General features: G+C 66.1%; 22 protein-coding genes. 8 read left to right on the top strand and 14 right to left on the bottom strand.

All coding sequences use genetic code 11. The annotated features are described in order from the left end of the window. Position 1 precedes the first annotated feature (1 nt). Complete coding sequence (locus tag B4M43_RS02550; RefSeq protein ID WP_296263888.1) at positions 2-559, bottom strand: NADPH-dependent FMN reductase; 558 nt, start codon at positions 557-559, stop codon at positions 2-4. Positions 560-713: 154 nt separating this feature from the next. On the opposite strand from B4M43_RS02550, the gene B4M43_RS02545 reads away from it, so the two are divergent. Then, on the top strand, positions 714-932 hold the full coding sequence (locus B4M43_RS02545) for a hypothetical protein (protein WP_296263886.1): 219 nt from the start codon (positions 714-716) through the stop codon (positions 930-932). Between the two features lie 174 nt (positions 933-1,106). Here B4M43_RS02545 and dnaQ read toward each other — a convergent pair whose 3' ends face one another. From dnaQ to B4M43_RS02530, 3 genes are all read right to left on the bottom strand, one after another. Then, on the bottom strand, positions 1,107-1,847 hold the full coding sequence (dnaQ, locus tag B4M43_RS02540; protein ID WP_414707809.1) for a DNA polymerase III subunit epsilon: 741 nt from the start codon (positions 1,845-1,847) through the stop codon (positions 1,107-1,109). A gap of 84 nt (positions 1,848-1,931) precedes the next feature. Beyond that, positions 1,932-2,378, bottom strand: coding sequence for a ribonuclease HI (gene rnhA / locus B4M43_RS02535; RefSeq protein ID WP_296263882.1), 447 nt, complete (start codon positions 2,376-2,378; stop codon positions 1,932-1,934). Between the two features lie 47 nt (positions 2,379-2,425). Then, the gene (locus B4M43_RS02530; protein ID WP_296263880.1) at positions 2,426-3,184 is read right to left on the bottom strand and encodes a methyltransferase domain-containing protein; all 759 of its coding nucleotides are present in this window, start codon (positions 3,182-3,184) and stop codon (positions 2,426-2,428) included. Positions 3,185-3,286: 102 nt separating this feature from the next. Between B4M43_RS02530 and gloB the strand changes: the two genes are divergently transcribed. The 7 genes from gloB to B4M43_RS02495 all read left to right on the top strand — a co-directional run bounded on the left by gloB (position 3,287) and on the right by B4M43_RS02495 (position 13,151). After that, positions 3,287-4,066, top strand: coding sequence for a hydroxyacylglutathione hydrolase (gene gloB, locus B4M43_RS02525; RefSeq protein ID WP_296263878.1), 780 nt, complete (start codon positions 3,287-3,289; stop codon positions 4,064-4,066). A gap of 99 nt (positions 4,067-4,165) precedes the next feature. Further along, positions 4,166-5,608 carry a transglycosylase SLT domain-containing protein gene (locus B4M43_RS02520; protein ID WP_296263876.1) on the top strand — a complete coding sequence of 481 codons (1,443 nt, stop codon included), beginning with the start codon at positions 4,166-4,168 and terminating at the stop codon, positions 5,606-5,608. A gap of 167 nt (positions 5,609-5,775) precedes the next feature. Further along, positions 5,776-7,605 (top strand): extracellular solute-binding protein, encoded by a 1,830-nt coding sequence (locus B4M43_RS02515; protein WP_296263875.1) that lies wholly within the window; start codon positions 5,776-5,778, stop codon positions 7,603-7,605. Further along, positions 7,602-9,443, top strand: coding sequence for an extracellular solute-binding protein (locus B4M43_RS02510; RefSeq protein WP_296263873.1), 1,842 nt, complete (start codon positions 7,602-7,604; stop codon positions 9,441-9,443). The genes B4M43_RS02515 and B4M43_RS02510 overlap by 4 nt, the downstream gene beginning before the upstream one ends. Position 9,444: 1 nt before the next feature. Further along, on the top strand, positions 9,445-10,518 hold the full coding sequence (locus tag B4M43_RS02505; RefSeq protein ID WP_296263871.1) for a microcin C ABC transporter permease YejB: 1,074 nt from the start codon (positions 9,445-9,447) through the stop codon (positions 10,516-10,518). A 1-nt stretch (position 10,519) separates the two neighbouring features. Continuing rightward, positions 10,520-11,539 carry an ABC transporter permease gene (locus tag B4M43_RS02500; RefSeq protein WP_296263869.1) on the top strand — a complete coding sequence of 340 codons (1,020 nt, stop codon included), beginning with the start codon at positions 10,520-10,522 and terminating at the stop codon, positions 11,537-11,539. A 1-nt stretch (position 11,540) separates the two neighbouring features. Beyond that, on the top strand, positions 11,541-13,151 hold the full coding sequence (locus B4M43_RS02495) for an ABC transporter ATP-binding protein (RefSeq protein ID WP_296263867.1): 1,611 nt from the start codon (positions 11,541-11,543) through the stop codon (positions 13,149-13,151). Here B4M43_RS02495 and B4M43_RS02490 read toward each other — a convergent pair. From B4M43_RS02490 to B4M43_RS02445, 10 genes are all read right to left on the bottom strand, one after another. Continuing rightward, entirely contained in the window at positions 13,148-13,849 is a 702-nt protein-coding gene (locus B4M43_RS02490; protein WP_296263865.1) for a response regulator, read from the bottom strand. The genes B4M43_RS02495 and B4M43_RS02490 overlap by 4 nt on opposite strands. After that, positions 13,846-16,503, bottom strand: coding sequence for a sensor histidine kinase (locus B4M43_RS02485; RefSeq protein WP_296263863.1), 2,658 nt, complete (start codon positions 16,501-16,503; stop codon positions 13,846-13,848). The genes B4M43_RS02490 and B4M43_RS02485 overlap by 4 nt, the downstream gene beginning before the upstream one ends. A gap of 3 nt (positions 16,504-16,506) precedes the next feature. Next, positions 16,507-17,073 carry a potassium-transporting ATPase subunit KdpC gene (kdpC, locus tag B4M43_RS02480; RefSeq protein ID WP_296263861.1) on the bottom strand — a complete coding sequence of 189 codons (567 nt, stop codon included), beginning with the start codon at positions 17,071-17,073 and terminating at the stop codon, positions 16,507-16,509. Positions 17,074-17,084: 11 nt separating this feature from the next. Further along, entirely contained in the window at positions 17,085-19,139 is a 2,055-nt protein-coding gene (gene kdpB, locus B4M43_RS02475; protein WP_296263859.1) for a potassium-transporting ATPase subunit KdpB, read from the bottom strand. A gap of 11 nt (positions 19,140-19,150) precedes the next feature. Continuing rightward, positions 19,151-20,845, bottom strand: a complete 1,695-nt coding sequence (gene kdpA / locus B4M43_RS02470; RefSeq protein WP_296263858.1) for a potassium-transporting ATPase subunit KdpA — start codon at positions 20,843-20,845, stop codon at positions 19,151-19,153. An 8-nt stretch (positions 20,846-20,853) separates the two neighbouring features. After that, positions 20,854-20,943: a K(+)-transporting ATPase subunit F gene (gene kdpF / locus B4M43_RS02465; RefSeq protein ID WP_296263856.1), complete on the bottom strand. Its 90-nt coding sequence runs from the start codon at positions 20,941-20,943 to the stop codon at positions 20,854-20,856. Between the two features lie 235 nt (positions 20,944-21,178). Beyond that, a complete protein-coding gene (locus B4M43_RS02460; RefSeq protein ID WP_296263854.1) occupies positions 21,179-22,243 on the bottom strand; it encodes an AI-2E family transporter in 1,065 nt (354 codons plus the stop codon). An 11-nt stretch (positions 22,244-22,254) separates the two neighbouring features. After that, positions 22,255-23,049, bottom strand: coding sequence for a DUF4892 domain-containing protein (locus B4M43_RS02455; protein ID WP_296263852.1), 795 nt, complete (start codon positions 23,047-23,049; stop codon positions 22,255-22,257). Positions 23,050-23,157: 108 nt separating this feature from the next. Beyond that, positions 23,158-24,012, bottom strand: a complete 855-nt coding sequence (locus tag B4M43_RS02450) for an alpha/beta fold hydrolase (RefSeq protein ID WP_296263850.1) — start codon at positions 24,010-24,012, stop codon at positions 23,158-23,160. After that, positions 24,009-24,797, bottom strand: coding sequence for an alpha/beta fold hydrolase (locus B4M43_RS02445; RefSeq protein WP_296263848.1), 789 nt, complete (start codon positions 24,795-24,797; stop codon positions 24,009-24,011). Before B4M43_RS02445 ends, B4M43_RS02450 begins: the two co-directional genes overlap by 4 nt. Positions 24,798-24,859: the final 62 nt, after the last annotated feature.

Here is a 24,859-nt window from a genome sequence, read left to right as displayed (position 1 = left end):
ATCAGACCGAACGGTTGAGCTTCACCCAACCGGCGAAGCGGTCGATGAACGATTGCAGGAAGGGGCGGGTTTTTTCGTTCAGCTTGCCGGCGTCGTCGAACAAGTTGGCAGCACTGCCAATATAGGCTTCGGGCATCTGCATGCACGGCATGTCGACGAACACCAAGGTCTGGCGCACGGCGTGATTGGCGCCAAAGCCGCCCAGCGCGCCGGGCGAGACGCTCACAACCGCCGTTGGCTTGCCACTCCAGGCGCTCTGGCCGTAAGGTCGTGAACCTACGTCGATAGCATTTTTCAAGCAGCCGGGAATCGAGCGGTTGTATTCGGGGGTGACGAACAGTACCGCATCGCTCGCGCGGATCTCATCGCGAAAACGCGTCCAGGCCTCAGGGGCATGCGCCTCGATATCCTCGTTGTACATGGCCAGGTCGCCGATCTCGACGATCTTGAGCGACAAGCTGGAGGGGGCGAGCTCGGCGAGCGCGCGGGCTACCTTACGGTTATAGGAATCCTTGCGCAGACTGCCGACGACGACGGCTACCGAATACTGATGGCTCATGGCGATTTCCTGACTCTGCTGTGAATGAAAGGCTGTCGTTGTAGATGACCACTACGCGCGCCCAGGGTTTTTTCGATTGGACGGAAAACTTACTGGCTGCTCTACCGGTCTATGGCTACAGACATTTCCTAATATTTCAGAGGTTTCCTCGCCCATGGCAGCAGTAATGGTCGGCCAGTTCCACGCTCGTGACGCCGAAGGCCGTATCTATCCCGTTCATGAATTCCAGGAGTCTACCCTGCAAGAAGATGGCAGCTCACTGGGTTCGCCCATCGTCACCTACCGCCTGGCGATCGGCGATCGCGTCAATCACTTGGGTGAGAACCGCTTCGAGCTGGTCAGCAATGGCGTGGAACTGATCCGCGTTCCATAAGTGTGATCGGAGATGGTGTTCTACCCCGTGCGTAGGTTGGCCACGGACGCAGCGCTCTACCCCGACTGGTCCCGCATGCGATAGCGATATGCAGGGGCCAGCTTTCATCCACGCCCCTTTATCGCTTGCGCACGGCCCGGCAAGCGTTTCCCGCACGCAGGCCTGCTACCCTTCTTACCCCAGGTTTTCCCAAAGCGCTGGCGCGCCCGCTGCCTTGGCGATGGCGGCCAAGCGCTCGGCGTGGGCCTCCAGCTCCGCGGCACTGGCCAGCAACACCGGACCCGGCTGGCGACCGCTGATGCGGCGAATCTCGCTGGGCCTGGCGGCTGAACCGTCTCCTTCCTCGGCGCCGTTGCCTGCCAGCGACAGGCTGGTCTGCCCACCGGTCATGGCCAGGTAGACGTCGGCTAGCAATTCCGCATCGAGCAAGGCGCCGTGCAAGTCGCGCCCGGAGTTGTCGATGCCGTAGCGTTTGCACAGGGCATCGAGGCTGTTGCGCTGCCCCGGGTGGCGCGAGCGCGCCATCATCAGGGTGTCGAGAATCGGGCAGTGCACCGAGATGTCGGCGCGATCCTGCTGGCCGACCAAGGCGAATTCGTTGTTGATGAAGCCGACGTCGAACGCCGCATTATGGATGACCAGGGTGGCGCCCTGGATGAAGTCGAAGAATTCGTCGGCCACTTCAGCAAAGCGCGGCTTGCCGATCAGAAACGCATCGGTGATGCCGTGCACGCCGATGGCGCCTTCGTCGCTTTCGCGGTCGGGCTGTAGGTAGACATGGAAGTGGCGGCCGGTCAGGCGCCGGCCGATGACTTCGACGCAACCGATTTCGATGACCCGGTGACCCTCGGTCACGGGCATGCCGGTGGTTTCGGTGTCGAGGATGATGAGCCGTTTGTCTTGCTGCTGCTCCACGCGGATGACTCCAACTTGCATCACAGGAAATGACCTGGATTGTACCCCAGCCCAGCCTATGACGCCGAGCCAAGGTACGACCGGTCAACGGCTGGCGCGGACCTCGTCGACGCCGCGGTTGGCCAACTGGTCGGCACGCTCGTTACCCGGATGGCCGATGTGGCCGCGGACCCATTTCCAGGTCACGTTGTGGCGGTTCACCTGTTCATCGAGCAGGACCCACAGATCGGCGTTCTTCACAGGCTCCTTGGCGGCGGTTTTCCAGCCGCGCTTTTTCCAGTTGCTCATCCATTCGGTGATGCCCTTCATGACATATTGCGAGTCGGTGGTCAGCACCACGTCGCATTCGCGGGTCAGCACCATCAGGCCCTGGATGGCGGCCATCAGCTCCATGCGGTTGTTGGTGGTGTTGAGTTCGCCCCCCCAGAGTTCCTTTTCAGCACCCTTGTAGACGATCAGAACGCCCCAGCCACCCAGGCCGGGGTTGCCCTTGCAGGCACCATCGGTGTAGATCTCGACGCTATCGGTCATGTACTGCCTATTCGCTTGAAATGATCGAGGCTCGGCAGCGGCGACGTTCAGCCATCGCTGCGCCGGCGATTGACCTTGGCCAGTGGCAGGGGCAACAGCTTGCCCATCGGCTCGCGGCGTGCCTGGCGCAAGGGCCGCAGGCCCACCACCATCTTGCGCGCCACCAATACGTAGACCCCGCCGCCGCCCAACTGCCAACGACCGGCACGCTGTTCCCAGCCCATCAGGCGCTGCTGCCAAGCCCTCGAGGAAAGCGGCGGACGATAGCACCCGAAACGACGTTTCTCCAGCGCGAAGCCCAACAGGTTGAGCCAGTCGCCGACCCGCGACGCCGAGATGCAGCGCGCCCTGCGCAGAGCGCCCTTGCCCAACAGGTGGCGCACACCCCAGGTGCTCCAAGGGTTGATGCCGACCACCAGCAGGTGACCACCGGGGCGCACGGCCATGGCGGCCTCGCGCAGCAGGCCGTGGGGCGACAGGCTGAAGTCCAGACCATGCTGCAACACCACGACATCGGCCGCATGCTCGCTGAGCGGCCACGCCTGCTCTTCGCACACGATCTCGACCCCTGGAAACGGCGCGCCCAGACGCACGTTGCGCTGGACCTGCGGCGCGCTGGGCGGCGCTTCGGCGCAGGGCCCGTAATGCACCAGAAAGCCGCCGAAGAACCGCGCCAGCTCTTCTTCGAGCAGCGCCTGCTCTTCGTTCAGCATCAATTGCCCGATGGGGCTGTCGAACCAATGCCGGGCCTGCCCGATCAGTTCGACCCACTCGGCATCGGCCTGGGCAAACGCTTGGTCGCTCATTGCATATTCCTCGGGTAGTTCTCTGGCCGCACCTCCAGCATCAGACCGGGTCTGAAAGGCTAAGATGCCTGTATGTCCCACCTAGAGATTCGGATCCGCGCCATGATACAGATCGATGCACTGCCTGCTTTCTCCGACAATTACATCTGGTTGTTGCAGGATACTGCCACACAGCGCTGCGTGGTGGTCGACCCGGGGGACGACCAACCTGTGGCAGCCTGGCTCGACGCCCACCCTGACTGGCGCCTGACCGACATCCTCATCACCCACCACCACCAGGACCACGTCGGCGGCGTCGAGGCGCTCAAGGCCAGGACCGGCGCGCGGGTGCACGGCCCGGCCAGCGAGCGTATTCCCGGCCGAGACGTGGCCCTGCGCGACGGCGACCGGGTCACGGTGCTGGACCTGACGTTCGAAGTCATCGACGTGCCAGGGCATACCCTGGGGCACATCGCCTTCTACAGCGCGCAACCCCAGACCCCTTTGCTGTTCAGTGGCGACACCTTGTTCGCCGGTGGCTGCGGGCGCCTGTTCGAGGGCACGCCCGCGCAGATGCATGCCTCGCTGGAACGGCTGGCGGCCTTGCCCCAGGCCACAGAGGTGTACTGCGCCCATGAATACACCCTGAGCAACTTGCGCTTCGCCGCCGCCGTCGAACCCGAGAACGCAGAGGTGCGCCAACGCCTGGGCGAGGTGGAGAAGCTGCGTGCGCAGCAGCGCATCACCCTGCCCTCCACCTTGGGTCTGGAGCTTCGAACCAACCCTTTCCTACGCACCGCTGAAACATCCGTTAAACAAAAAGCAGACGAGCGGACAGATCGGGTAAACCCTAGTTCCATCGAGGTTTTTGCTGCCTTGCGGGCCTGGAAGAACGCCTTCTGATAACCCCAAGATATATCGCAAGGCTGCACCAAGGTTGACCATCCGGGAAGCGGTTCCTAGAATCGCCCAACTTTTTTGCCCGGATAAACGTGCCTGCCGATGTCATTCCGTAGCCGCAGACCCTCTCATTCCATCGCCCTCAGGCGCTTGGCCCAAGCCAGCGCCCTGGCCCTTGCAGCCACCTTGGTGGGTTGCCAGAGCACACCCAAGGTCGACGAAACCGATAGCGTTCGCGCGCCCAACTACCAGGCTCGGATCAAGCACAAGCCCGTCGTTCGTGTGCTCGCGCCCGTCGCCCCGCAACCGCCGCAGGACGTCTGGGTGCGCATGCGCCAGGGCTTCGCCTTGCAGGACATCGACGCCAACCCGCGCATCGAGCAGCAACGCCTGTGGTTCGCCAGCAACCCGCGTTCGGTGGAAATCACCGGCGAGCGCGGCAGTCTCTACATGCATTACATCGTCGAGCGCCTCGAAGAGCGCGACATGCCGCTCGAGCTGGCCCTGCTGCCCGCCATCGAAAGCGCCTACAACCCCATGGCGTACTCGCGTGCCCACGCCGTCGGCCTCTGGCAGTTCATCCCTTCCACCGGCAAGCACTTCAACCTGCGCCAGACCAATTTCTACGATGGCCGACGCGACATCACCGCCTCGACCAACGCTGCGCTGGACTACCTGAGCCGCCTGCACGACATGTTCAATGGCGACTGGCTGCTGGCCCTCGCCGCCTACAATGCGGGCGAAGGCACGGTCAGCCGGGCCATCGAGCGCAACGAGCGGCTGGGCCTGCCTACCGACTACTGGAACCTGCCGCTGCCCCAGGAAACCCGCGACTACGTGCCCAAGCTGCTGGCCCTGTCGCAGGTGGTGAACGCCCCGGAAGCGTATGGCATCACCCTCAGCCCCATCGCCAACGAACCCTATTTCGAAGCGGTCGCCATCAACGAACGCCTGGACCTGTCGCGGGTCGCGGCTTTCGCCGACATCGACGAAGACGAGTTGATCCAGCTCAACCCCGCGTTCAAGAAACGTATGACCGTCGATGGCCCGCAGCAATTGCTGGTGCCCACCGCCAAAGCCCAATTGCTGGCCGCCAGCCTGTCCAACCTCAAGCCTGAGCAACTGGTCAGCCTGCAGCCGAACAAAGCCGTGTTCCAGGCAGCCCTGGCCGAAGCCAAGGCGCCGGCAGCGGCTACACGCAACTATCGGGTCAAGCGTGGCGACAACCTCGCCGCCATCGCCCGCGCCAATCGCGTCTCGGTGCGTGACCTGCAGCGCTGGAACCGCATGTCCGGCAGCAGCCTGAAGGCCGGTCAGGTACTGGCGCTGCGGGGCGGCAAGGCCTCTAGCGCACCTAGCGCCGCCGCCAATCGGGTGGCCGCCGCGCAGAAGCGCTCGACCCAATACAAGGTGCGCCAAGGCGATTCCCTGTACCTGGTCGCCAAACGCTTCAACGTCGAGATGCAGCACCTCAAGCGCTGGAATCCGCGCAGCGGCAAAGCCCTCAAACCAGGCCAGACCCTGACCGTGTACGTGGGTCGCTGAGCCATTCGGTCCTGCCCTTGCCCAGCTGATCGACGCCTTTAACCACGAGGCGTCGACACAGCCCCCGGGCACATCATCCGGCACCACGCACAGGCATCTTTTTCCAATCCGGACAAGCTGTTACTGTAGCCCGACCCAAGCCCAACGCCTGTGGATCGGATGCCGACTTGATACGTCCCCTCCTGCTGTCAATCAGTCTGGCCTTGAGCTTTTGCGCCAGCGCCGCCGTGAGCGAAAGCCACGGTTACGCGCAGTTCGGCACGCTCAAATACCCCGCCAGTTTCACCCATTTCGACTGGGTCAATCCGCAAGCGCCCAAGGGCGGTACGTTGCGGGCCATGGCGTTTGGCACGTTCGACACGCTCAACCCCTACACCTTCAAGGGTTCGAGCCCGGTCAGCACGCCGAATTTCCAGCAATATGGGGTCAGCGAGCTGAACGAAACGCTCATGGTCGGAACGGGCCAATACGACCCCTCGGGCGATGAACCCACCTCCAGTTATGGCCTGATCGCCCGTTCGGTCGAATACAGCGAAGACCGCAGCTGGGTGGTGTTCAATCTACGACCCCAGGCACGCTTCCACGACGGCAAGCCAATCACCGCCGCCGACGTCGCCTTCAGCTACCGCACCCTGCTCAAGGAGGGCCACCCGCAGTACCGCACCAGCCTGCAGGAAGTGCAGCGGGTCGACATCCTCGGCCCACGGCGCATCCGCTTCGTGTTCAAACGCGCGGGTAATCCGCTGCTGATCCTGCGCCTGGGTGAAATGCCGGTGCTGCCCAAGCACTACTGGGAACAGCGCGACTTCAAGGCCACCACCTTCGAACCGCCGCTGGGCAGCGGCCCATACCGCATCAGCGAGGTGCGCCCGGGCCGGCGCCTGGTGTTCGAGCGGGTCAAGGACTACTGGGGCAAGGATTTGCCCGTCAACCGTGGCAAATACAACTTCGACCGGGTGGAATTCGAGTTCTACCGGGATGCCACAGTGGCGTTCGAAGCCTTCAAGGCCGGCGAATTCGACCTGTACATCGAGCACCAGGCGAAAAACTGGGCCAACGGCTACAACTTCCCGGCCGTGCGCCGTGGCGAGGTGATCAAGGCGCAAATCCCCCACCGCATACCCACCCAGACCCAAGGCCTGTTCATGAACAGCCGCCGCGCGCCGTTCGACGATGCCCACGTGCGCCAGGCGCTGGGCCTGATGCTGGACTTCGAGTGGAGCAACCGCGCCCTGTTCAGCGACGCCTACAAGCGCTCGACCAGCTACTACCCCAACAGCGAGTTCGCTGCCAGCGGCCTGCCGGTGGGCAAGGAATGGCTGCTGCTCAAGCCATTCCGTGACCAACTGCCCGCCAAGCTGTTCACCGAGCCCTATCAGGTCAGCCGTACCCATGGCCACGGCATCGAGCGGCAGACCCTGCGCCAGGCGCTGGCGCTGTTTGCAAAGGCCGGCTACACCCTCGACGGTCAGCGCCTGGTCGATGCCAAAGGCGAGCCGCTGCGCCTGGAGATCCTGCTGGTCAACCCGAACCTGGAGCGGATCTTCCAGCCCTACGTGGAAAACCTCAGGCGCATCGGCATCGCGGCGGGCCTGCGCACCGTCGACCGCGCGCAGTACAAGCAGCGCCTGGACCAGTTCGATTTCGACATGATCCTCATGACCCTCGGCCAGACCCTCAGCCCAGGTCTGGAACAGTGGCAGTACTTCCACTCCAGCCAGGCCTCGATCAAGGGCAGCAAGAACTACGCCGGGATCAACGACCCCGTGGTCGACCACCTGCTCGACACCCTGCTCGCCGCGCAGAACCGCGACGACCAGATCGCCGCGGCCAAGGCCCTGGACCGTGTGCTGTCGTGGCACTCCTACATGATCCCCAACTGGTACCTCGACAACCACCGCCTGGCCTACCGCAACCGCTTCGCCTTCGTCACCACGCCGCCCTATACATTGGGGCTGAACAGCTGGTGGCTCAAACACCCGGAGACCCACCCATGACGCCGATGCCGCGCCTGTGCGCCCTGGCCGCCGGCCTGCTGCTCGCCTGCCTCAACCTGAGCGCCACGGCTGCCCCCCAGCACGCCGTGACCCTGTACGACGAGCCGCCCAAGTACCCGGCCACCTTCAGCCATTTCGACTACGTCAACCCCGACGCGCCCAAGGGCGGCACGTTCCGCCAGTCCAGCTTCGGCGGCTTCGACAGCCTCAACCCCTACGTCACCAAGGGCGTACCGGCCGATGGCATCGAGTTGATCTACGACACCCTGACCCGCAAAAGCCTGGACGAGCCGTTCACCGAATACGGCCTGGTCGCCGGCAAGATCGAGAAAGACCCGGCCAATCGTTGGGTGCGCTTCTACCTGCGCCCCGAGGCGCGCTTCCACGACGGCCATCCGATCCGCGGCGAAGACGTCGCCTTCACCTTCAACACCCTGGTTACCAAAGGCTCGCCGCTCTATCGCCAGTATTACGGCGACGTCGCCGACGTGGTGGTGGAAAACCCATTGCAAGTGCGTTTCGACTTCAAACATGGCAACAACCGCGAACTGCCGATGATCCTCGGCGAGCTGCCGGTACTGCCCAAGCACTGGTACGCCGAACGCGAGTTCGACCGCGGCAGCCTGGACATTCCGCTGGGCAGCGGGCCGTACAAGGTCGCCGAGGTCAAGCCGGGGCGTTCGATCCGCTACGAGCGTGTCAAGGACTATTGGGCCAAAGACCTGCCGATCAACCGCGGCCAGTACAATTTCGATGCCATGACCTTCGACTCGTACCGTGACAACGTGGTCGCTCTGCAGGCCCTGAAGGCCGGCGAGTTCGACTTCTGGGAAGAGCGCATCGCCAAGAACTGGGCCACCGCCTACAACGTGCCGGCGGTGCGCGACGGCCGCCTGTTGCGCGAAGAGCTGCCCAACGGCACGCCCAGCGGCATGCAGGGCTTCGTCTTCAACCTGCGTCGGCCGTTGTTCCAGGACGTGCGCGTGCGTGAAGCCCTGAGCCAGCTGTTCGACTTCGAGTGGACCAACAAGCAACTGTTCTTCGGCGCCTACACCCGTACCGGCAGCTACTTCGAGAACTCCGACATGGCCGCTCGCGGCACGCCGAGCCCGGCCGAACTGGCCCTCCTCGAACCGCTGCGCGGCAAGATCCCCGAACGCGCCTTGACCGAGGCGTTCCACAATCCGGTCACCGACGGCAGCGGCATGATCCGCGAACAGCAACGCAAGGCCTATGGCCTGTTACAGGCCGCCGGTTGGAAGATCGTCGACGACAAGATGGTCGATACCCAAGGCAAACCAGTGTCCATCGAGTTCCTCCTGGTACAGCCCGAATTCGAGCGCGTGCTGTTGCCGTTCAAGCGCAACCTCGCCGACCTGGGCATCGAGCTGAACATCCGCCGGGTCGACGTCTCGCAGTACATCAGCCGCGTACGCTCGCGGGACTTCGACATCATGGTCGGCAGCTTCGGCCAATCCAGCTCGCCGGGCAACGAGCAGCGGGAGTTCTGGTCGAGCATCGCCGCCGACAACCCCGGCAGCCGCAATACCATCGGGTTGCGCGACCCGGCCATCGACCAACTGGTCGAATCCTTGATCGGCGCCGATTCGCGTCAATCGCTGATCGACCATACCCGCGCCCTGGACCGCGTCCTGCTATGGGGCTTCTACGTGATCCCCAACTGGCACATCAAGACCTGGCGGGTGGTGTACGCCAACCACATCGGCCATCCCCCGGCCTCGCCCAAATCCGAGATCGGCATCAACACCTGGTGGATCAAGCCCGACGTGACCCCGCCCGCGCCCGAGCCTGCCACCCCTGCCGACGAGGCGCACTGACATGCTGGCCTACATCCTGCGGCGCCTGCTGCTGATCATTCCCACCCTGCTGGGCATCCTGGTGATCAACTTCCTCATCGTCCAGGCCGCGCCTGGCGGGCCGGTGGAGCAGATGATCGCCAAGCTCGAAGGCTTCGAAGGCGCCACCAGCCGCATCGCCGGCGGCGGCGCGGAAGTGTCGGTGGCCGGCTCCAACTACCGGGGCGCGCAGGGCCTGGACCCGGCCCTGATCGCCGAGATCGAGCACATGTACGGCTTCGACAAGCCGGCACCCGAGCGGCTGTGGATCATGATCAAGAACTACGCCCACCTGGACTTTGGCGACAGCTTCTTCCGCGACGCCAAGGTCATCGACCTGATCGCCGAGAAGATGCCGGTGTCGATCTCGCTGGGGTTGTGGAGCACGCTGATCATGTACCTGGTGTCCATCCCCCTGGGCATCGCCAAGGCGGTGCGCCACGGCAGCCACTTCGACGTGTGGACCAGCTCGGCGATCATCGTCGGCTACGCCATCCCCGCGTTCCTGTTCGCCATCCTGCTGATCGTGCTGTTCGCCGGCGGCAGCTACTTCGACTGGTTCCCTCTACGCGGGCTGACGTCGAACAACTTCGAGGAGCTGTCGACCACCGGCAAGGTGCTCGACTACTTCTGGCACCTGGTGCTGCCGATCACCGCCCTGGTGATCGGCAACTTCGCCACCATGACCTTGCTGACCAAGAACAGCTTCCTCGACGAAATCAACAAGCAGTACGTGGTGACCGCCAAAGCCAAGGGCCTGAGCCGTTCGCGGGTGCTGTACGGGCACGTGTTCCGCAACGCCATGCTGCTGGTGATCGCCGGCTTCCCTTCGGCGTTCATCGGCATCTTCTTCACCGGCTCGTTGCTGATTGAGGTGATCTTCTCCCTCGACGGCCTGGGCCTGATGAGCTTCGAGGCGGCGATCAACCGCGACTACCCGGTGGTCTTCGGCACCCTGTTCATCTTCACCCTGCTCGGGCTGGTGGTGAAGCTGATCGGCGACCTGACCTATACCCTGGTCGATCCACGCATCGATTTCGCCAGCAGGAAGCACTGACATGGCCCTATCTCCCCTCAACCGTCGACGCTTCGAGCGGTTCAAGGCCAACCGGCGCGGCTGGTGGTCGCTGTGGCTGTTCCTCATCCTCTTCGGCCTGAGCCTGGGCGCCGAGCTGATCGCCAACGACAAGCCCATCGCCGTGCACTACGACGAGCAATGGTACTTCCCGGCCTTCAAGCGCTACCCGGAAACCACCTTCGGCGGCGAATTCCCGCTGGAGGCCAACTACAAGAGCCCCTATATCCGCCAACTGCTAGCCGAACAGAAGGCCTGGGTGCTATGGGCGCCGATACCGTTCAGCTACCAGAGCATCAACTACGACCTCAAGGTGCCAGCCCCCGCGCCGCCCTCGGCGCAGAACTGGCTGGGCACCGACGACCAGGGCCGCGACGTGCTGGCGCGGGTCATCTACGGCTTCCGCATCTCGGTGCTGTTCGCCCTGACCCTGACCTTGGCCAGTTCCATCATCGGCGTGCTCGCCGGCGCCTTGCAGGGGTACTACGGCGGCTGGGTGGACCTGGCCGGGCAGCGCTTCCTGGAAATCTGGTCGGGGCTGCCGGTGCTGTATTTGCTGATCATCCTGGCGAGCTTCGTGCAGCCCAACTTCTGGTGGCTGCTGGGCATCATGCTGCTGTTCTCGTGGATGAGCCTGGTCGATGTGGTGCGCGCCGAATTCCTGCGCGGGCGCAACCTGGAGTACGTGCGCGCCGCCCGCGCCCTGGGGATGCGCGACGGGGCGATCATGTACCGGCACATCCTGCCCAACGCGATGATCTCGACCATGACCTTCATGCCGTTCATCCTCACCGGCGCCATCGGCACTCTGACCGCCCTGGACTTTCTTGGCTTCGGTCTGCCGGCCGGTGCGCCGTCGCTCGGCGAGCTGGTGGCCCAGGGCAAATCCAACCTGCAGGCGCCGTGGCTCGGCATCAGCGCTTTCGCCGTGCTGGCGGTGATGTTGAGCCTGCTGGTGTTCATCGGCGAATCCGCCCGCGATGCCTTCGATCCGAGGAAATGACATGCACCCAGACAACCTGATCGAAGTGCGCGACCTGGCCGTCGAGTTCAGCAGCGGCGAGCAGATCAACCGCGTGGTCGATGGCATCGGCTTCGACATCCGCCGGGGCGAGACCCTGGCCCTGGTCGGCGAAAGCGGTTCGGGCAAGTCGGTCACCGCGCACTCGATCCTGCGCCTGCTGCCCTACCCCATCGCCCGCCACCCCAGCGGCAGCATCGGCTATCAAGGCCAGGACCTGCTGCAACTGGGGGAAAAGCCCATGCAGCGCATTCGCGGCAACCGCATCGCGATGATCTTCCAGGAGCCGATGACTTCGCTGAACCCGCTGCACAACATCGAAAAGCAGATCAACGAAATCCTCCTGCTGCACAAGGGCCTGACTGGCCCCCAGGCCACCGCGCGCACCCTTGAACTGCTGGAGCTGGTGGGCATTCCCGAGCCGCACAAGCGCCTCAAGGCCCTACCCCACGAGCTGTCTGGCGGGCAGCGCCAGCGCGTGATGATCGCCATGGCCCTGGCCAACGAGCCGGAGCTGCTGATCGCCGACGAGCCGACCACGGCGCTGGACGTCACCGTACAGTTGAAGATTCTCGAGTTGCTCAAGTCCTTGCAGGCGCGCCTGGGCATGGCGCTGCTGCTGATCAGCCACGACCTCAACCTGGTGCGGCGCATCGCCCATCGGGTGTGCGTGATGCAGCAGGGCAAGATCGTCGAGCAGGCCGACTGCGCCACACTGTTCGACGCCCCGCAACACCCCTACACGCAGATGCTGATCAACGCCGAACCGACCGGCGAGCCAGCCGCCAATCCCGTCGCACCGCCGTTGCTGGAGGTGGACGCGCTCAAGGTCTGGTTCCCGATCAAGAAAGGCCTGCTGCGGCGCACGGTCGATCACGTCAAGGCGGTGGACGGCATCCACTTCAGCCTGCCCAGAGGCCAGACCCTGGGCATCGTCGGTGAGAGCGGGTCGGGCAAGTCGACCTTGGGCCTGGCGATTCTGCGCCTGATCGCCAGCCAAGGGCATATCCGCTTCGACGGCCAGGCGCTGGAACACCTCGACGCCAAGCAGGTCAGGCCGCTACGCCGGCAGATGCAGGTGGTGTTCCAGGACCCGTTCGGCAGCCTCAGCCCGCGCATGAGCGTGGCCGATATCGTCGGAGAGGGGTTGCAGATTCATGGCATCGGCACTGCCCAGGAACGCGAAGCGGCGATCGTCGCCGCGTTGCAGGAGGTGGGTCTGGACCCGGCCACCCGCCACCGCTACCCCCATGAATTCTCCGGAGGCCAGCGCCAGCGCATCGCCATCGCGCGGGCGCTGGTGTTGAAGCCGGCGCTGATCCTGCTCGACGAGCCTACCTCGGCCCTGGACCGTACCGTGCAGCGGCAGGTGGTGGAGCTGTTGCGCTCGTTGCAGAGCAAGTACAACCTCACCTACCTGTTCATCAGCCACGACCTAGCAGTGGTCAAAGCACTGAGCCATCAACTGATGGTGATCAAGCAGGGCCAGGTCGTCGAGCAAGGCGAGGCGCAGGCGATCTTCCGCGATCCGCAGCATGCCTACACCCGGCAGTTGCTGGAGGCGGCCTTCCTTGCGCCGGGTAAGGCCGTCTAAGGTGCCAGCAGGCGGTAGCCGACGCCGACTTCGGTGTGGATCAGGCGCGGCGCGGTGGGGTCGTCGCCGAGTTTTTGCCGGAGGTGGCCAACCACGATGCGCAGGTAGTGGGTGTCGTGGACGTGGCTCGGGCCCCAGATGTCCTTGAGCAGTTGCTGCTGGGTGATCACCCGGCCGGGGTGGCGGGCCAGTTGCGCCAGCAAGCTGTATTCTTTGCGGGTCAGCTCGATGGCGGCGCCGGCGAGGGTGACGCGGCGCTCGGCCAGGTCGATGGTCAGGAGGCCGACACTGACCGTCGGCTCCCCAGCCCCAGCTACCGAACTGCCGCCCCGTGGCTGGCGCAACAGCGCCCGCACCCGTGCCAGGAACTCCTGAATGCCGAACGGTTTGGTGACATAGTCATTGGCGCCGCCGTCCAGGGCGTCGACCTTCTGCACCTCGCTGGCGCGCACCGACAGCACCATCACCGGCACATCGCTCCATTCGCGCAGGCCGCGCAATACGTCCTGGCCGTCCAGATCGGGCAGCCCCAGATCGAGTACCACCAGATCCGGCTGAGCCAGCGCCGCCTGGGCCAGCCCTTCCTGGCCCGTGGCGGCCTCGACCACTCGATAGCCCTGGGAAGCCAGGCTGATGCGCAGGAACTTGCGGATCTGCGGTTCGTCGTCGATGACCAGTACGGTCGCGGGTGGGTTCATGGCGTCTCGATGTCGGGTTCGGGTTGCTCGGGCAGCGGCAAGCATAGGGTGATGCAGGTGCCATGGCCATCGATCCCGTCCGCGACCTCGATCTGCCCACCATGGGCGCCCACCATCCCTTGACAGATGGCCAGGCCCAGGCCCGTGCCCTGCCCGCCGCGATCACCGCGGGCGGCGGTGTAGAACATGTCGAAGATCCGGCTGCGCTCGGCCTCGGGGATGCCCGGCCCCTGGTCGCTGACCGCCAGACACAGGAGCCGCCCGCGGGTGCTGACCTGTAGCCGTAGGCGGCCATCGACGGGCGAGAAGCGCGCGGCGTTTTCCAGCACGTTGACCAGCGCCTGTTCGATCAGCGCGGCGTGGACGAACAGCAGCGGCAGGTCGCCGGGCAGGTCGAGCTCGATCCGCAAGGGTGCGAGTACGCCGCGCAGGCGCTGCAAGGCGCTGCCGACGATGTCGGCCGGCGCCACCCAGTCGCGCGCCAGGGCCAGGGCGCCATGGCCCAGGCGGGTCATGTCGAGCAGGTTCTGAATGTAGCGGTCCAGCCGCTCGGCCTCGTCGCGGGTGCCTTCGAGCAGCTCGCGGCGATCGCTGGCCGCAATCATTTCGCCCAAGGCCAGAAGGCTGTCGATGCTGCCGCGCATGGCCGTCAACGGTGTGCGCAAATCGTGGGACACCGAGGCCAGCAGGGCACTGCGCAACTGCTCGGTCTCCCCTTGCAGGCGTGCCGCCGCCAGTTGCTCGGCCAGGTTCACACGGGTCAGGGCCAGGGCCAGGGGCTGGGCCAGCGCACGCAACCGCCCCAACGCTTGCCGCGCCAACGGCCGGCCATTGGTGGAGCGCGCCGCGAGCAAGGCCAAGGGCTGCTCATCGTCGCGCAGCGGCCACCACCACCAGCGGCCCTCGGGCAAGGTGTCGGTGCCAGCGCCGGCCGCCTGCCCGTGCTGCCAGGCCCATTCGGCGGCAGCGCGCTCGTTGACCGCAAACGTTTGCGGCTCAGGACCGGTCACGCTCAGGCCTGCCTCAGCGTCGCGGCGTACCAGGTACACCTGTAGCCCCGTGGCATCGGCCAGGTGCTGGCCTGCGGCGGCGAACACCGCCTCACGGTCGGTTGCCCGGGCCAGGCGCTGCGACAGTTCGAGCAGTTGTCGGGTTTCGTCCTGGGTCTGGCGCAACACCTGCAACTGACGACGCTGGCGCGCCGCCAAGTTGCCGGTCAGGGCCGCCATCAGGAGAAAGAACAGCAAGGTCAGCACGTCTTCTTCGCGCTGGATGCTCAGGGAAAAGCTCGGCGCGATGAACAGGAAGTCGTAGCTCAGAAACGACAGCACCGCGCAGGTCAGGGCCGGGCCCAGGCTGCTGCGCACCGCCACCAGCAACACCGCCGCGAGGAACACCAGGGAGATGTTCGGCAGTTCCAGCACGCTGGCGACCGACCAGGCCAACGCGGCGGCCAGTACCGTGGCCAGCACCGCCTGAAGGTAATGCCGCAGCGGCCCCAGGGGCCGCCGCGGCGTGGGTGGGGTGGCTACGGCGTCCAGCTCGTCATCGAGCACCGTGACTTCCAGGCCGCAACGCTGGCGCAACAGGCGCTGCCCAACTCCGGCTCCCAGCCACGGACGATACCAACGCCGCCGGCTCTGCCCGACCAGCAATACGCTGGCGCGGCGCTCGCGGGCATGCTGGACCAAACTGCGGGCCACTTCGGCCGCACGCAGCACCACCACCTCGCCACCCAACCGCTCGGCCAGTTGCTGGGCGGCTTGCAAGCGCAGCCGGCTGGCCTCGTCGCGGGGTCGGTCACGCTCGATGTGCACCAAGCTCCAGGGCAGATGGCGACGCTGCGCGATGCGGCTGGCATGGCGCACCAGGCGCTCGGCCTGGGCGTCGCCGTCGACGCCGACCAGCAGGCGCCCCTGCACGGCCGGTGCCTGCTCGCCGCGCTGGCGATAGCCCTGGGCCAGGTCGGCATCGACCTGGGCTGCGGCGGTCTGCAAGGCCAGCTCGCGCAAGGCGCTGAGGTTGGTCGGGGAAAAGAACGCGTCGATGGCCGCCCGCGCCTGCTCGGGCACGTACACCTTGCCCTGGCGCAAGCGCTCCAGGAGCTGGCGTGGCGGCAGGTCGATCAGCACCAGTTCGAAGGCCTCCTGCACCACCCAGTCGGGCACGGTCTCGCGCACTTGCACGCCGGTGATGCCGCGCACCTTGTCGTTCAGGCTTTCCAGGTGCTGGACGTTGACCGTGGTGTACACGTCGATACCGGCCGACAGCAGTTCCTGCACGTCCTGCCAGCGCTTGGCGTGGCGGCTGCCGGGCACGTTGCTGTGCGCCAGCTCGTCCACCAGGGCCAGTTGCGGCGCCGCGGCCAGCAGGCCGTCGAGGTCCATCTCCTGCCACAGCGCGCCACGGTACTCGCAGCGCAGCAAGGGCAACTGCGGCAGGTCGAGCAGCAGCGCCTCGGTTTCGCTGCGGCCATGGCTCTGCACCACCGCCGCCAACACCTCGACGCCCTGGCGTCGGTCGCTATGGGCGGCCTGGAGCATGGCGTAGGTCTTGCCGACGCCGGGCGCCGCACCGAGAAACACTTTCAGCCGGCCGCGACCCTGGCGCGGCAGTGCGCCGAGCAGCGCATCGGCGCGTTGCGAGTCAGTCATGGATCATCCTTCTTTGGCCATCGGCGCCCTGCGCGCCAACGCCTGGTTGAGCAACAGCACATTGACCACCGGAGGACCGAGCAAAGGTCGCAGCGTGGCCCCATCGACCAGGCCTTGCAAGTCCGCCAACGGCAGACCGCGCGCCCTTGCCACAGCGGGCATCTGCCAGGCCACCGCCGAGGGCGGCAGGTGTGGGTCGAGGCCGCTGGCGGAGGTGGTCAGCAGGGCCAGCGGAACGGCTCCCTGGCTCGCGCTCTGCCAACGCTGCGCATCGGCCAGCACGCGCGCGGCCAACGCCGGGTTGCTCGGTGCCAGGTTGCTGGCGCCGCTGGGCAGCGTGGCATAGTCGGCTGCCGAGGGCCGCGACTGGAACCAGCCGGCACCCGCCAGCGGTTGGGCGAGCAAGGCCGAACCCCGCACGTGCCCGGTTTCGTCGCGCAGCAAACTGCCATTGGCCTGGGCCGGGAACAGCCATTGGCCGAGGCCTGTGACCAGCAACGGATACAGCCCTCCGGTGAACAGCGTCATCAACAGCAACAGGCACAGGGCCGGACGCAGGTAAGCGAGCATGGCAGTCTCCTTCAGACCAGATTCAAGGCAGTGAGCAACAGGTCGATCAGCTTGATCCCGGCGAACGGCACCAACAGCCCGCCCAGCCCGTAGATCAGCACGTTGCGCCGCAGCAGTTGCGCGGCATTGGCCGCTTTCACCGCAACACCGCGCAGCGCCAGCGGGATCAACGCGACGATGATCAAGGCGTTGAAGACGATGGCCGACAGGATCGCGCTCTGCGGACTGTGCAGCTGCATCAGGTTGAGCGCGCCCAGTTGCGGGTAGATGGCGGCGAACAGTGCCGGCAGGATGGCGAAGTACTTGGCCACGTCGTTGGCGATGGAAAACGTGGTCAGCGCACCGCGGGTGACCAGCAACGCCTTGCCCACCTGCACCACGTCGAGCAGCTTGGTCGGGTCGCTGTCCAGGTCGACCATGTTGGCCGCCTCGCGCGCCGCCTGGGTGCCTTCGTTCATGGCCATGCCGACGTCGGCCTGGGCCAGCGCCGGGGCGTCGTTGGCGCCGTCGCCGCACATGGCGACCAAGCGGCCTTCCTGCTGCTCCTGGCGGATGCGCGCCAGTTTCTTCTCCGGCGTGGCTTGGGCCAGCACGTCGTCGACCCCGGCTTCGGCGGCGATGGCGGCGGCGGTCAGCGGGTTGTCGCCGGTGATCATCACCGTGCGGATGCCCATGGCCCGCAATTCGGCGAAACGCTGGCGAATGCCGGGCTTGACCACGTCCTTGAGGTGGACCGCGCCCAGCACGCGGTCGTCGACGCAGACCAGCAGTGGTGTGCCGCCGCTTTGCGCGATGCGCTCCACCTCGACGCGTAACGACGCGGGTAGCTGCTCGAGCGCAAGGCCGACGAAGTCCAGCACCGCATCGACCGCGCCCTTGCGGTAGCGCTGGCCGCACACATCGATGCCCGACAGGCGGGTCTGCGCGGTGAAAGCGATGGTCTGGTACTGGCTGGCGGAGGGTTCGATCAACGCCCGTTCGGCACGCACGAACTCGGCCACCGACTTGCCCTCGGCGGTGTCGTCGCCCAGCGAAGCGAACAGTGCCGCCTCGGCCAGTGCTTCGGCACTCACGCCAGGCGCGCTGTGCAGCGCCGTGCAGCGGCGGTTGCCGAAGGTGATGGTGCCGGTCTTGTCCAGCAGCAGGGTCTGCACGTCGCCGGCCGCCTCCACCGCGCGGCCCGAGCGGGCGATGACGTTGAGCCGCACCAGTCGGTCCATGCCGGCGATGCCGATGGCCGACAGCAGGCCGCCGATGGTGGTGGGGATCAGCGTCACCAGCAATGCGGCGAGGAAGATCAGCGGCAGGCCGGCACCGGAGAAACGCGCGAACGGCTGCAAGGTCACCACGACGATGAGAAAAACCAGGGTCAGGCCGATCAGCAAAAGGTCGAGCGCCACCTCGTTCGGGGTCTTCTGCCGCTTGGCGCCTTCGACCAGCGCCACCATGCGGTCCAGGGTCGACTCGCCGGGGTCGCTGGTGACGCGCACCAGCAGGCGGTCGGACACCAGGCAGGTATTGCCGGTGACGGCCGAGCGGTCGCCACCGGACTCGCGGATCACCGGGGCCGACTCACCGGTGATGGCCGCCTCGTTCACCGCGGCGATGCCTTCGAGCACTTCGCCATCGGCAGGGATCAGTTCGCCCGCCAGCACTTCGACCACGTCCCCTTTGACCAGGCGGCTGGCGGCGACCTCTTCGAAGCGGCCGTCGACGCCGCGACGCCGGGCGCTCAGGCCCTGGCTACCGGCGCGCAGGCTGTCGGCGCGGGCCTTGCCGCGGCCTTCGGCCAAGGCTTCGGCGAAGTTGGCGAACAGCACCGTGAACCACAGCCACAAGGTGATCTGCACCGCGACGCCCGTCTCGACGCCGCTGTTTGGCGCCAGGCACAAGACGGTGGTCAGCATAGCGGTCAGCAGCACCACCAGCATCACCGGCGAGCGCTTGAGCTGGCGCGGGTCGAGCTTGAGAAAGGCTTGCAGCAGGGCCGGACGCCACAGTGCACTGAAGCGCGTGGCCTGGTTCGGGTCGGCAGGGGTGCCGAGATCGGCAACAGGTAGGTTCATCGTTCGATTCCTCAGAAACCCAGGCTCAGGTGTTCGGCGATCGGCCCCAGGGCCAGGGTCGGCAGGAAGGTCAGCCCGCCCACTAGCAGTACGGTCATCAACAGCAGGCTCGTGAACAGCAGCCCATGGGTGGGGAAGCTGTCGACCCCGGCTGCGCTACCGCGCTTGGCCGCCAGGCTACCGGCCAACGCCAGCACCGGCAGGATGTAGCCGAAGCGGCCGACCAGCATGGCCAGGGCCAGCAGCAGGTTGTGCGCCGGGGTGTTAGCGGTCCAGCCGGCGAAGGCCGAGCCGTTGTTGGCGGCGCCGGAGGTGAAGGCATACAGCAGTTGGCTGAACCCGTGCGGCCCTGGGTTGCTCAAGGCGCCCTGGGCACCGGGCAGGCTGCTGGCCAGCGCGCCGAGCACCAGGGCGCCGCAGGGCATCACCAGCAAGGTCGCCACCAGCAGCTTGACCTCCCGCGCCTGCAACGGCTTGCCCAGGTACTGCGGCGTACGGCCGATCATCAACCCGGCCAGGAACACCGCGATCAGCACGAACAGCAGCATGCCGTACAGGCCTGCCCCGACCCCGCCGAAAATCACTTCGCCGACCATCATGTTGGCCAGCGTGACCAGGCCGGTCAGCGGGTTGAGGCTGTCGTGCATGGCGTTCACCGAGCCGTTGGAAGCGGCCGTGGTGGTCACCGCCCACAGTACCGACGCGGTAGTGCCGAAACGCGCCTCCTTGCCTTCGAGCGGTGCGCTCTGCTCCACCAGCGGGCTCGCCAGCGCCGGATTGGGCTGATGCTCGGCCCACAACGCGGTGGCGCCGCCGAGCACGAACAGCGCCAGCATGCAGCCCAGGATCGCTCGGCTCTGGCGCAGGTCCTTGACGTAGTGGCCGAAGGTGAACACCAGCGCCACCGGGATCAGCACGATGCCGACCAACTCGAACAGGTTGCTCCAGGCACTGGGGTTCTCGAACGGATGCGCCGAGTTGACGCCGAAGAAGCCGCCGCCGTTGGTGCCCAATTGCTTGATCGCGACCTGGCTGGCGACCGGCCCCAGGGGCAAGGCCTGGCCGTTGCCTTGCAGGGTGACGGCTTGCACTTGGTCGAGAAAGGTCTGCGGCACGCCTTGCCAGACCAGCAGCAGCGCCAGCAGCAGACTGAGCGGCAACAGGCCGTAGAGCGTGGCGCGGGTCAGGTCGACCCAGAAATTGCCGAGGCTGTTCGCCGAACGCCGTGCGATGCCGCGGCACAGCGCCACCAGCACGCTCAGGCCCGTGGCGGCGCTGAGAAAGTTTTGCACGGTGAGGCCGAACAGCTGGCTGAACGGGCTCAGCGAGGTCTCGCCGCTGTAGGCTTGCCAATTGGTGTTGGTGACGAAGCTCACTGCGGTATTGAGCGCCAGCGACCAGGACTGCCCGGGCAGTTGCTGGGGGTTGAGCGGCAGGTACCGTTGCAGGCTCAACACGCCGAACAGCAAGGCCAGGCCCGCCAGATTGAACGCCAGCAAGGCCAGGGTGTACTGCCGCCAGGTGTGTTCGAGGCCCGTGTCGACCCCGGCAAGGCGATAACAGCCGCGCTCTACGGGGCCGAGTACCGGGCTGAGCCAGGTGCGCTGGCCTTCCATCGCGCGATAGTAGAAGCGTCCCAACCAGGGCGCTGGCAGCAGGACCAAGAGAAAGAAGCCGAGCAGCAAGGCGTAGTCGTAGCTGTGCATGGCTGCCCCTAGCTTCGGTCGCTGCGCAGCAGCGCGTGCAGCAGGTAGGCCGCCAGCGCGACGGCCAGCAGCAGTGAGACGGTGTCAAGGATGGTCATCGATGCATTCCCCAGGTGATGGCGACCGGCGCCGTGGGGAAATTGTCCGAGGACGCGCCGTAAAGGCGCGAGGGCGATTGCCGGGGGAAGGCGTAAAGAATGCGTAAAAACAGTGGGTTTCGGCTTGCCGACGACATCTGACAGCCTGGGCGCGGCACAGCCACTCCGACACGAGCGTTCCATGAACGGTGGCGATTACCAGGCGGCTGCGCTCAAGGCAACCGCCGCCGCTACGTCACGCGTCGGGCGCCTTGGGGTCGTCCCCCGCCCCGGCATTGCGGCTCCAGTCGAGCAACAGGCTATAGCCCACCGCCAGCAGCGTGGGGCCGATGAACAAACCGATGAACCCGAACGCGATCAAGCCGCCGAACACCCCGAGTAGCACGATCACCAACGGCAGATCGCCGCCACGGCTGATCAGGTAGGGTTTGAGCACGTTGTCCACGCCACTGATGACGAACGTGCCCCAGATGCCGAGGAACACCGCCATGCCGTATTCACCTTTCCACGCCAGCCAGGCCGTGGCCGGCAACCAGGCCAGCGGCGGCCCCATGGGAATCAGGCTGAGCATGAAGGTGACCAGGCCCAGCACGATGGCCCCCGGCACGCCGGCGATGAGAAAGCCGATCAGGGCCAGCAGCGCCTGGGCGGCCGCGGTGCCGATCACGCCATTGACCACCCGCTGGACGGTGCCGGCCACCAGGTCCAGGTAGTAACCGGCGCGCGCGCCCATCAAACGCTGCAGCAAGCGCAGCACGAAGGCCGCCAGGCGCGGGCCGTCGCGGTAGAAGAAGAACACGAAGATCAGGCTCAGGCTGAGTTCGAGGACACCGCTGCCGATCTGCGCACTGCGTGCCAGCAGCCAATTGCCGGTCTGCCCCAGGTAGGGTTTGACCGACGCCAGCAGCGCCGGGCCTTGCTGGTCGACCGTGTCCCACATGCCCACCAGCCGCTCGCCCACCAGGGGCAACGCGCCCAGCCAGGCCGGCGCCGGCGGCAGGCCGTCGACCCGGACATCGCGCACGAACGCCGTGGCATCGCGGATATGGTCGGCCAGGTTGAACCCCAGCCACACCAGCGGCAGCACCACCACCACGATCCAGGCGCTGGTAAGGATGCCTGCCGCGAGCGTTTCGCGCCCGTGCAGTAGGCGAGTCAGCAGACGCATCAGCGGCCAACTGGCGAAGGCCAGGATCGCGCCCCACAGCAGCGCGGAAATGAACGGTGCCATGACCCAGAGGGCGGCGCCCAATAGCGCCAGCAGAAGGATCTGCACGAACAGACGATCGTTGTTGGGCATCACGGGACTACTCAGCGGATCAATTCCAAATGCAAACCTTCGGTGGCGGCCTCGCCCACTTCCAGGCGGGCGCTGCGCACACCGGCTTTGATCAGTTGCTGGCGCCAGTCTTCGGCCTGGGCGCCGCTGAGGCTGGCGCGCAAAGTGCTGTCGAGGTTGAGGCTGCGCCCGAGCAGCTTGACCCAGGCCGCTTGCGGCTCGGCGAGGTCGGGATAGTCGAGCTTGCCGGTGTCGCGCATCTCGCGCAGCACGGTGGCCGGCGTGGGCAGCAGCTCGCCCAGGGGCGCGGCGGCGACGAACGCTTCGACGTGCAGGTACGCGCGGCGATTGCCGCGTGTCACGCTGTACAACGCCACCAGGGTGTCGGCCTGCTCGGCGGAACGGCGCAACAGGATGAACGCCTGGCGCTCGTCGCCGCCATTGAGCCTTGCGTTGGCGAATACGTCGTTGGCCCACAGGCTGGCTTCGCCGCAGTCGCGGCCCTGGCACCAGAACAGCGGGTAACCGCCCTCGGCCTGCAAGGCCTCGCGCGCCTGGGTGAAGGCTTCGCGGGCGCTGCGCTCGACCGGCAACTCGTAGGTCAGCGAGCTGACCTGGCCGCGGGCTTCGACCTTGTCGTCCAGGCGCAAGCGACCGCTGATCTTGCGCAGCGGGCTGAGCGGATAGACGCGTTCCTGTTCGGTGGCTGGGCGTTGGTCGACCACCTTGGCATCCTGCGGGACCGGCAGATTGCCTGCCAAGAGACACGAACTGGACAGCACCAGGCCGGTAGCGAGCGCGCTGCGCAGGAAAACGAGGGCGCTCATCGGCCACACTCGCGGTGGCACAGGTGGCGATGTGGGGGTTGGACGTTTGGCATGGAATGACTTTCTCCCTAGTCGGCCCGGCAAGCCTCGACACTTGCCGGGTGCAAGTCAAGGAAAGCCAAAAAAGCGATTGAAACAGTCTGCAACAAGGATTGCGCCGGGTTCGCCGTTAAGGTGCAGGTGATGGCCACCTGGCAGCACCACCTGTTCGAAGGGTAGCTGTTCCAGCAGTCGAGGGTGTGGGGCCAGCAGCCCGTCGGCCGCGACCACCAGACAGGTCGGGCACCCGACGCGCTGGGCGAAGGCCAGTGCCTGCGCTTGGCTCAAGCGCACCGGCGACGGCAAGGTCAGACGGCTGTCGCTGCGCCAGCTGTAGCCCCCAGGCACCGGCATCAGTCCGCGCTGGGCCAGAAGCTCGGCCGCCTCGCGGCTGACCGCGACCATGCCCTTCATGCGCGCACCCACGCCTTGCTCCAGCGTGGGATAGACCGTCTTGGGCCGGGCCTCGCGGCGAAGCTGCGCGTTCAAGGCCATGCCCAGCCGTTCGGCGGCATTGTGTTCGTCGCCGGTGGGCGGCAACGCGCCGTCGATCAGCGCCAGGTGGCTGACCCGCTCCGGCAAGGCGCCGGCCAGTTGCACGGCGACCACCGCACCCAGGGAGTGGCCGAGCAGGCCGAAACGCTGCCAGCCGAGTTGCTCGGCGACGCGCAATACGTCGAAGGCATAGTCGGCCAAGCCGTAGTTCGCACCCGCCGGACGGTGCGCGGAATGACCGTGCCCGGCCAGGTCCAGGGCCACGATGCGCAGGCCTTCGAGTCGGGGCGCCAAGCGGGCGAAGCTGTTGGCGTTGTCCAACCAGCCATGCAGGGCGATGACCGGCAGGCCCTCGGCCGGCCCGAACAGGTGTGCGGCCAATTCGATGTGCCCCAGGTCCAGACGCACCTCTTCGACGGGCCTACTCATGCCTGCCCCCAACGCGCGAACAGCGTCTTGAGCAGGCTGGCAGTGTCGATCGGACGCTCCAGCGGAAACATGTGTCCGCCCGGCAGGCAGTGATACTCGCCAAGCGGCAGACCGCGCACGGCCCGGCCATGGTGCGGCCGCACCACCGCGCTCTGCGCCCCACGCACCATCGCCACTGGCAGCCGCAGGTGCTGGGCGGGTTTGGGCAGGCGATGCGGCAGCGTGCGGTAGATGCTGATCTCCGTAGCTGGGTCGAAGCGCAGACGAAGGCCCTGCTCGGCATGTTGCAGGCCGTGGTCGAGGTAGGCGTCCAGACACTCGGGGTCGAACTGGCGGAACAGCGTCTTGCCACTGAAATAGGTCCGTGCGCTGTCGCGGTCGGCGAAGGAATCGCGACGGCCCAGGGTGCGCCCTGCCGGGGTGATGCGGTCGATCAAGCCCAGACGCTTGGCCAGATGGATCATCCAGCGATCGACACGGGTCAGCAGTGGCGAGTCGAGCATGACGATGCCGCGATAGAACTGCGGCGCGAGCAGCGCGGCGTGCAAGTGCAGCAGCCCGCCGAGCGAATGCCCTACCCCCCAGACCGGCGCCGCCTGGCGAGCCAGGTGGTGCAGCAGTTCCTGGACCAATTGCAGCCAGTTGTCATCGACCGGAAAGCGCGGGTCATGGCCATGCCGGTCGAGGTGGATGACCGTGTAATCCGGCGCCAGCGCGGCGAACAGCTTGCCGTAGGTGGCCGATGGGAAACCGTTGGCGTGGGCGAAGAAGATGGGCTGCGACATGGCGCCGGGTCCGGAGACGAAGTGAGCGTCCATTGTCTGTTCGGCCCCGAAGGCCGGCAATG

This window comes from Pseudomonas sp. UBA6562, from assembly GCF_002434265.1.
Lineage (GTDB): Bacteria > Pseudomonadota > Gammaproteobacteria > Pseudomonadales > Pseudomonadaceae > Aquipseudomonas.
Note: the sequence above shows the minus strand (reverse complement) of the source record. Positions and strands in the feature narration are given on the sequence as shown.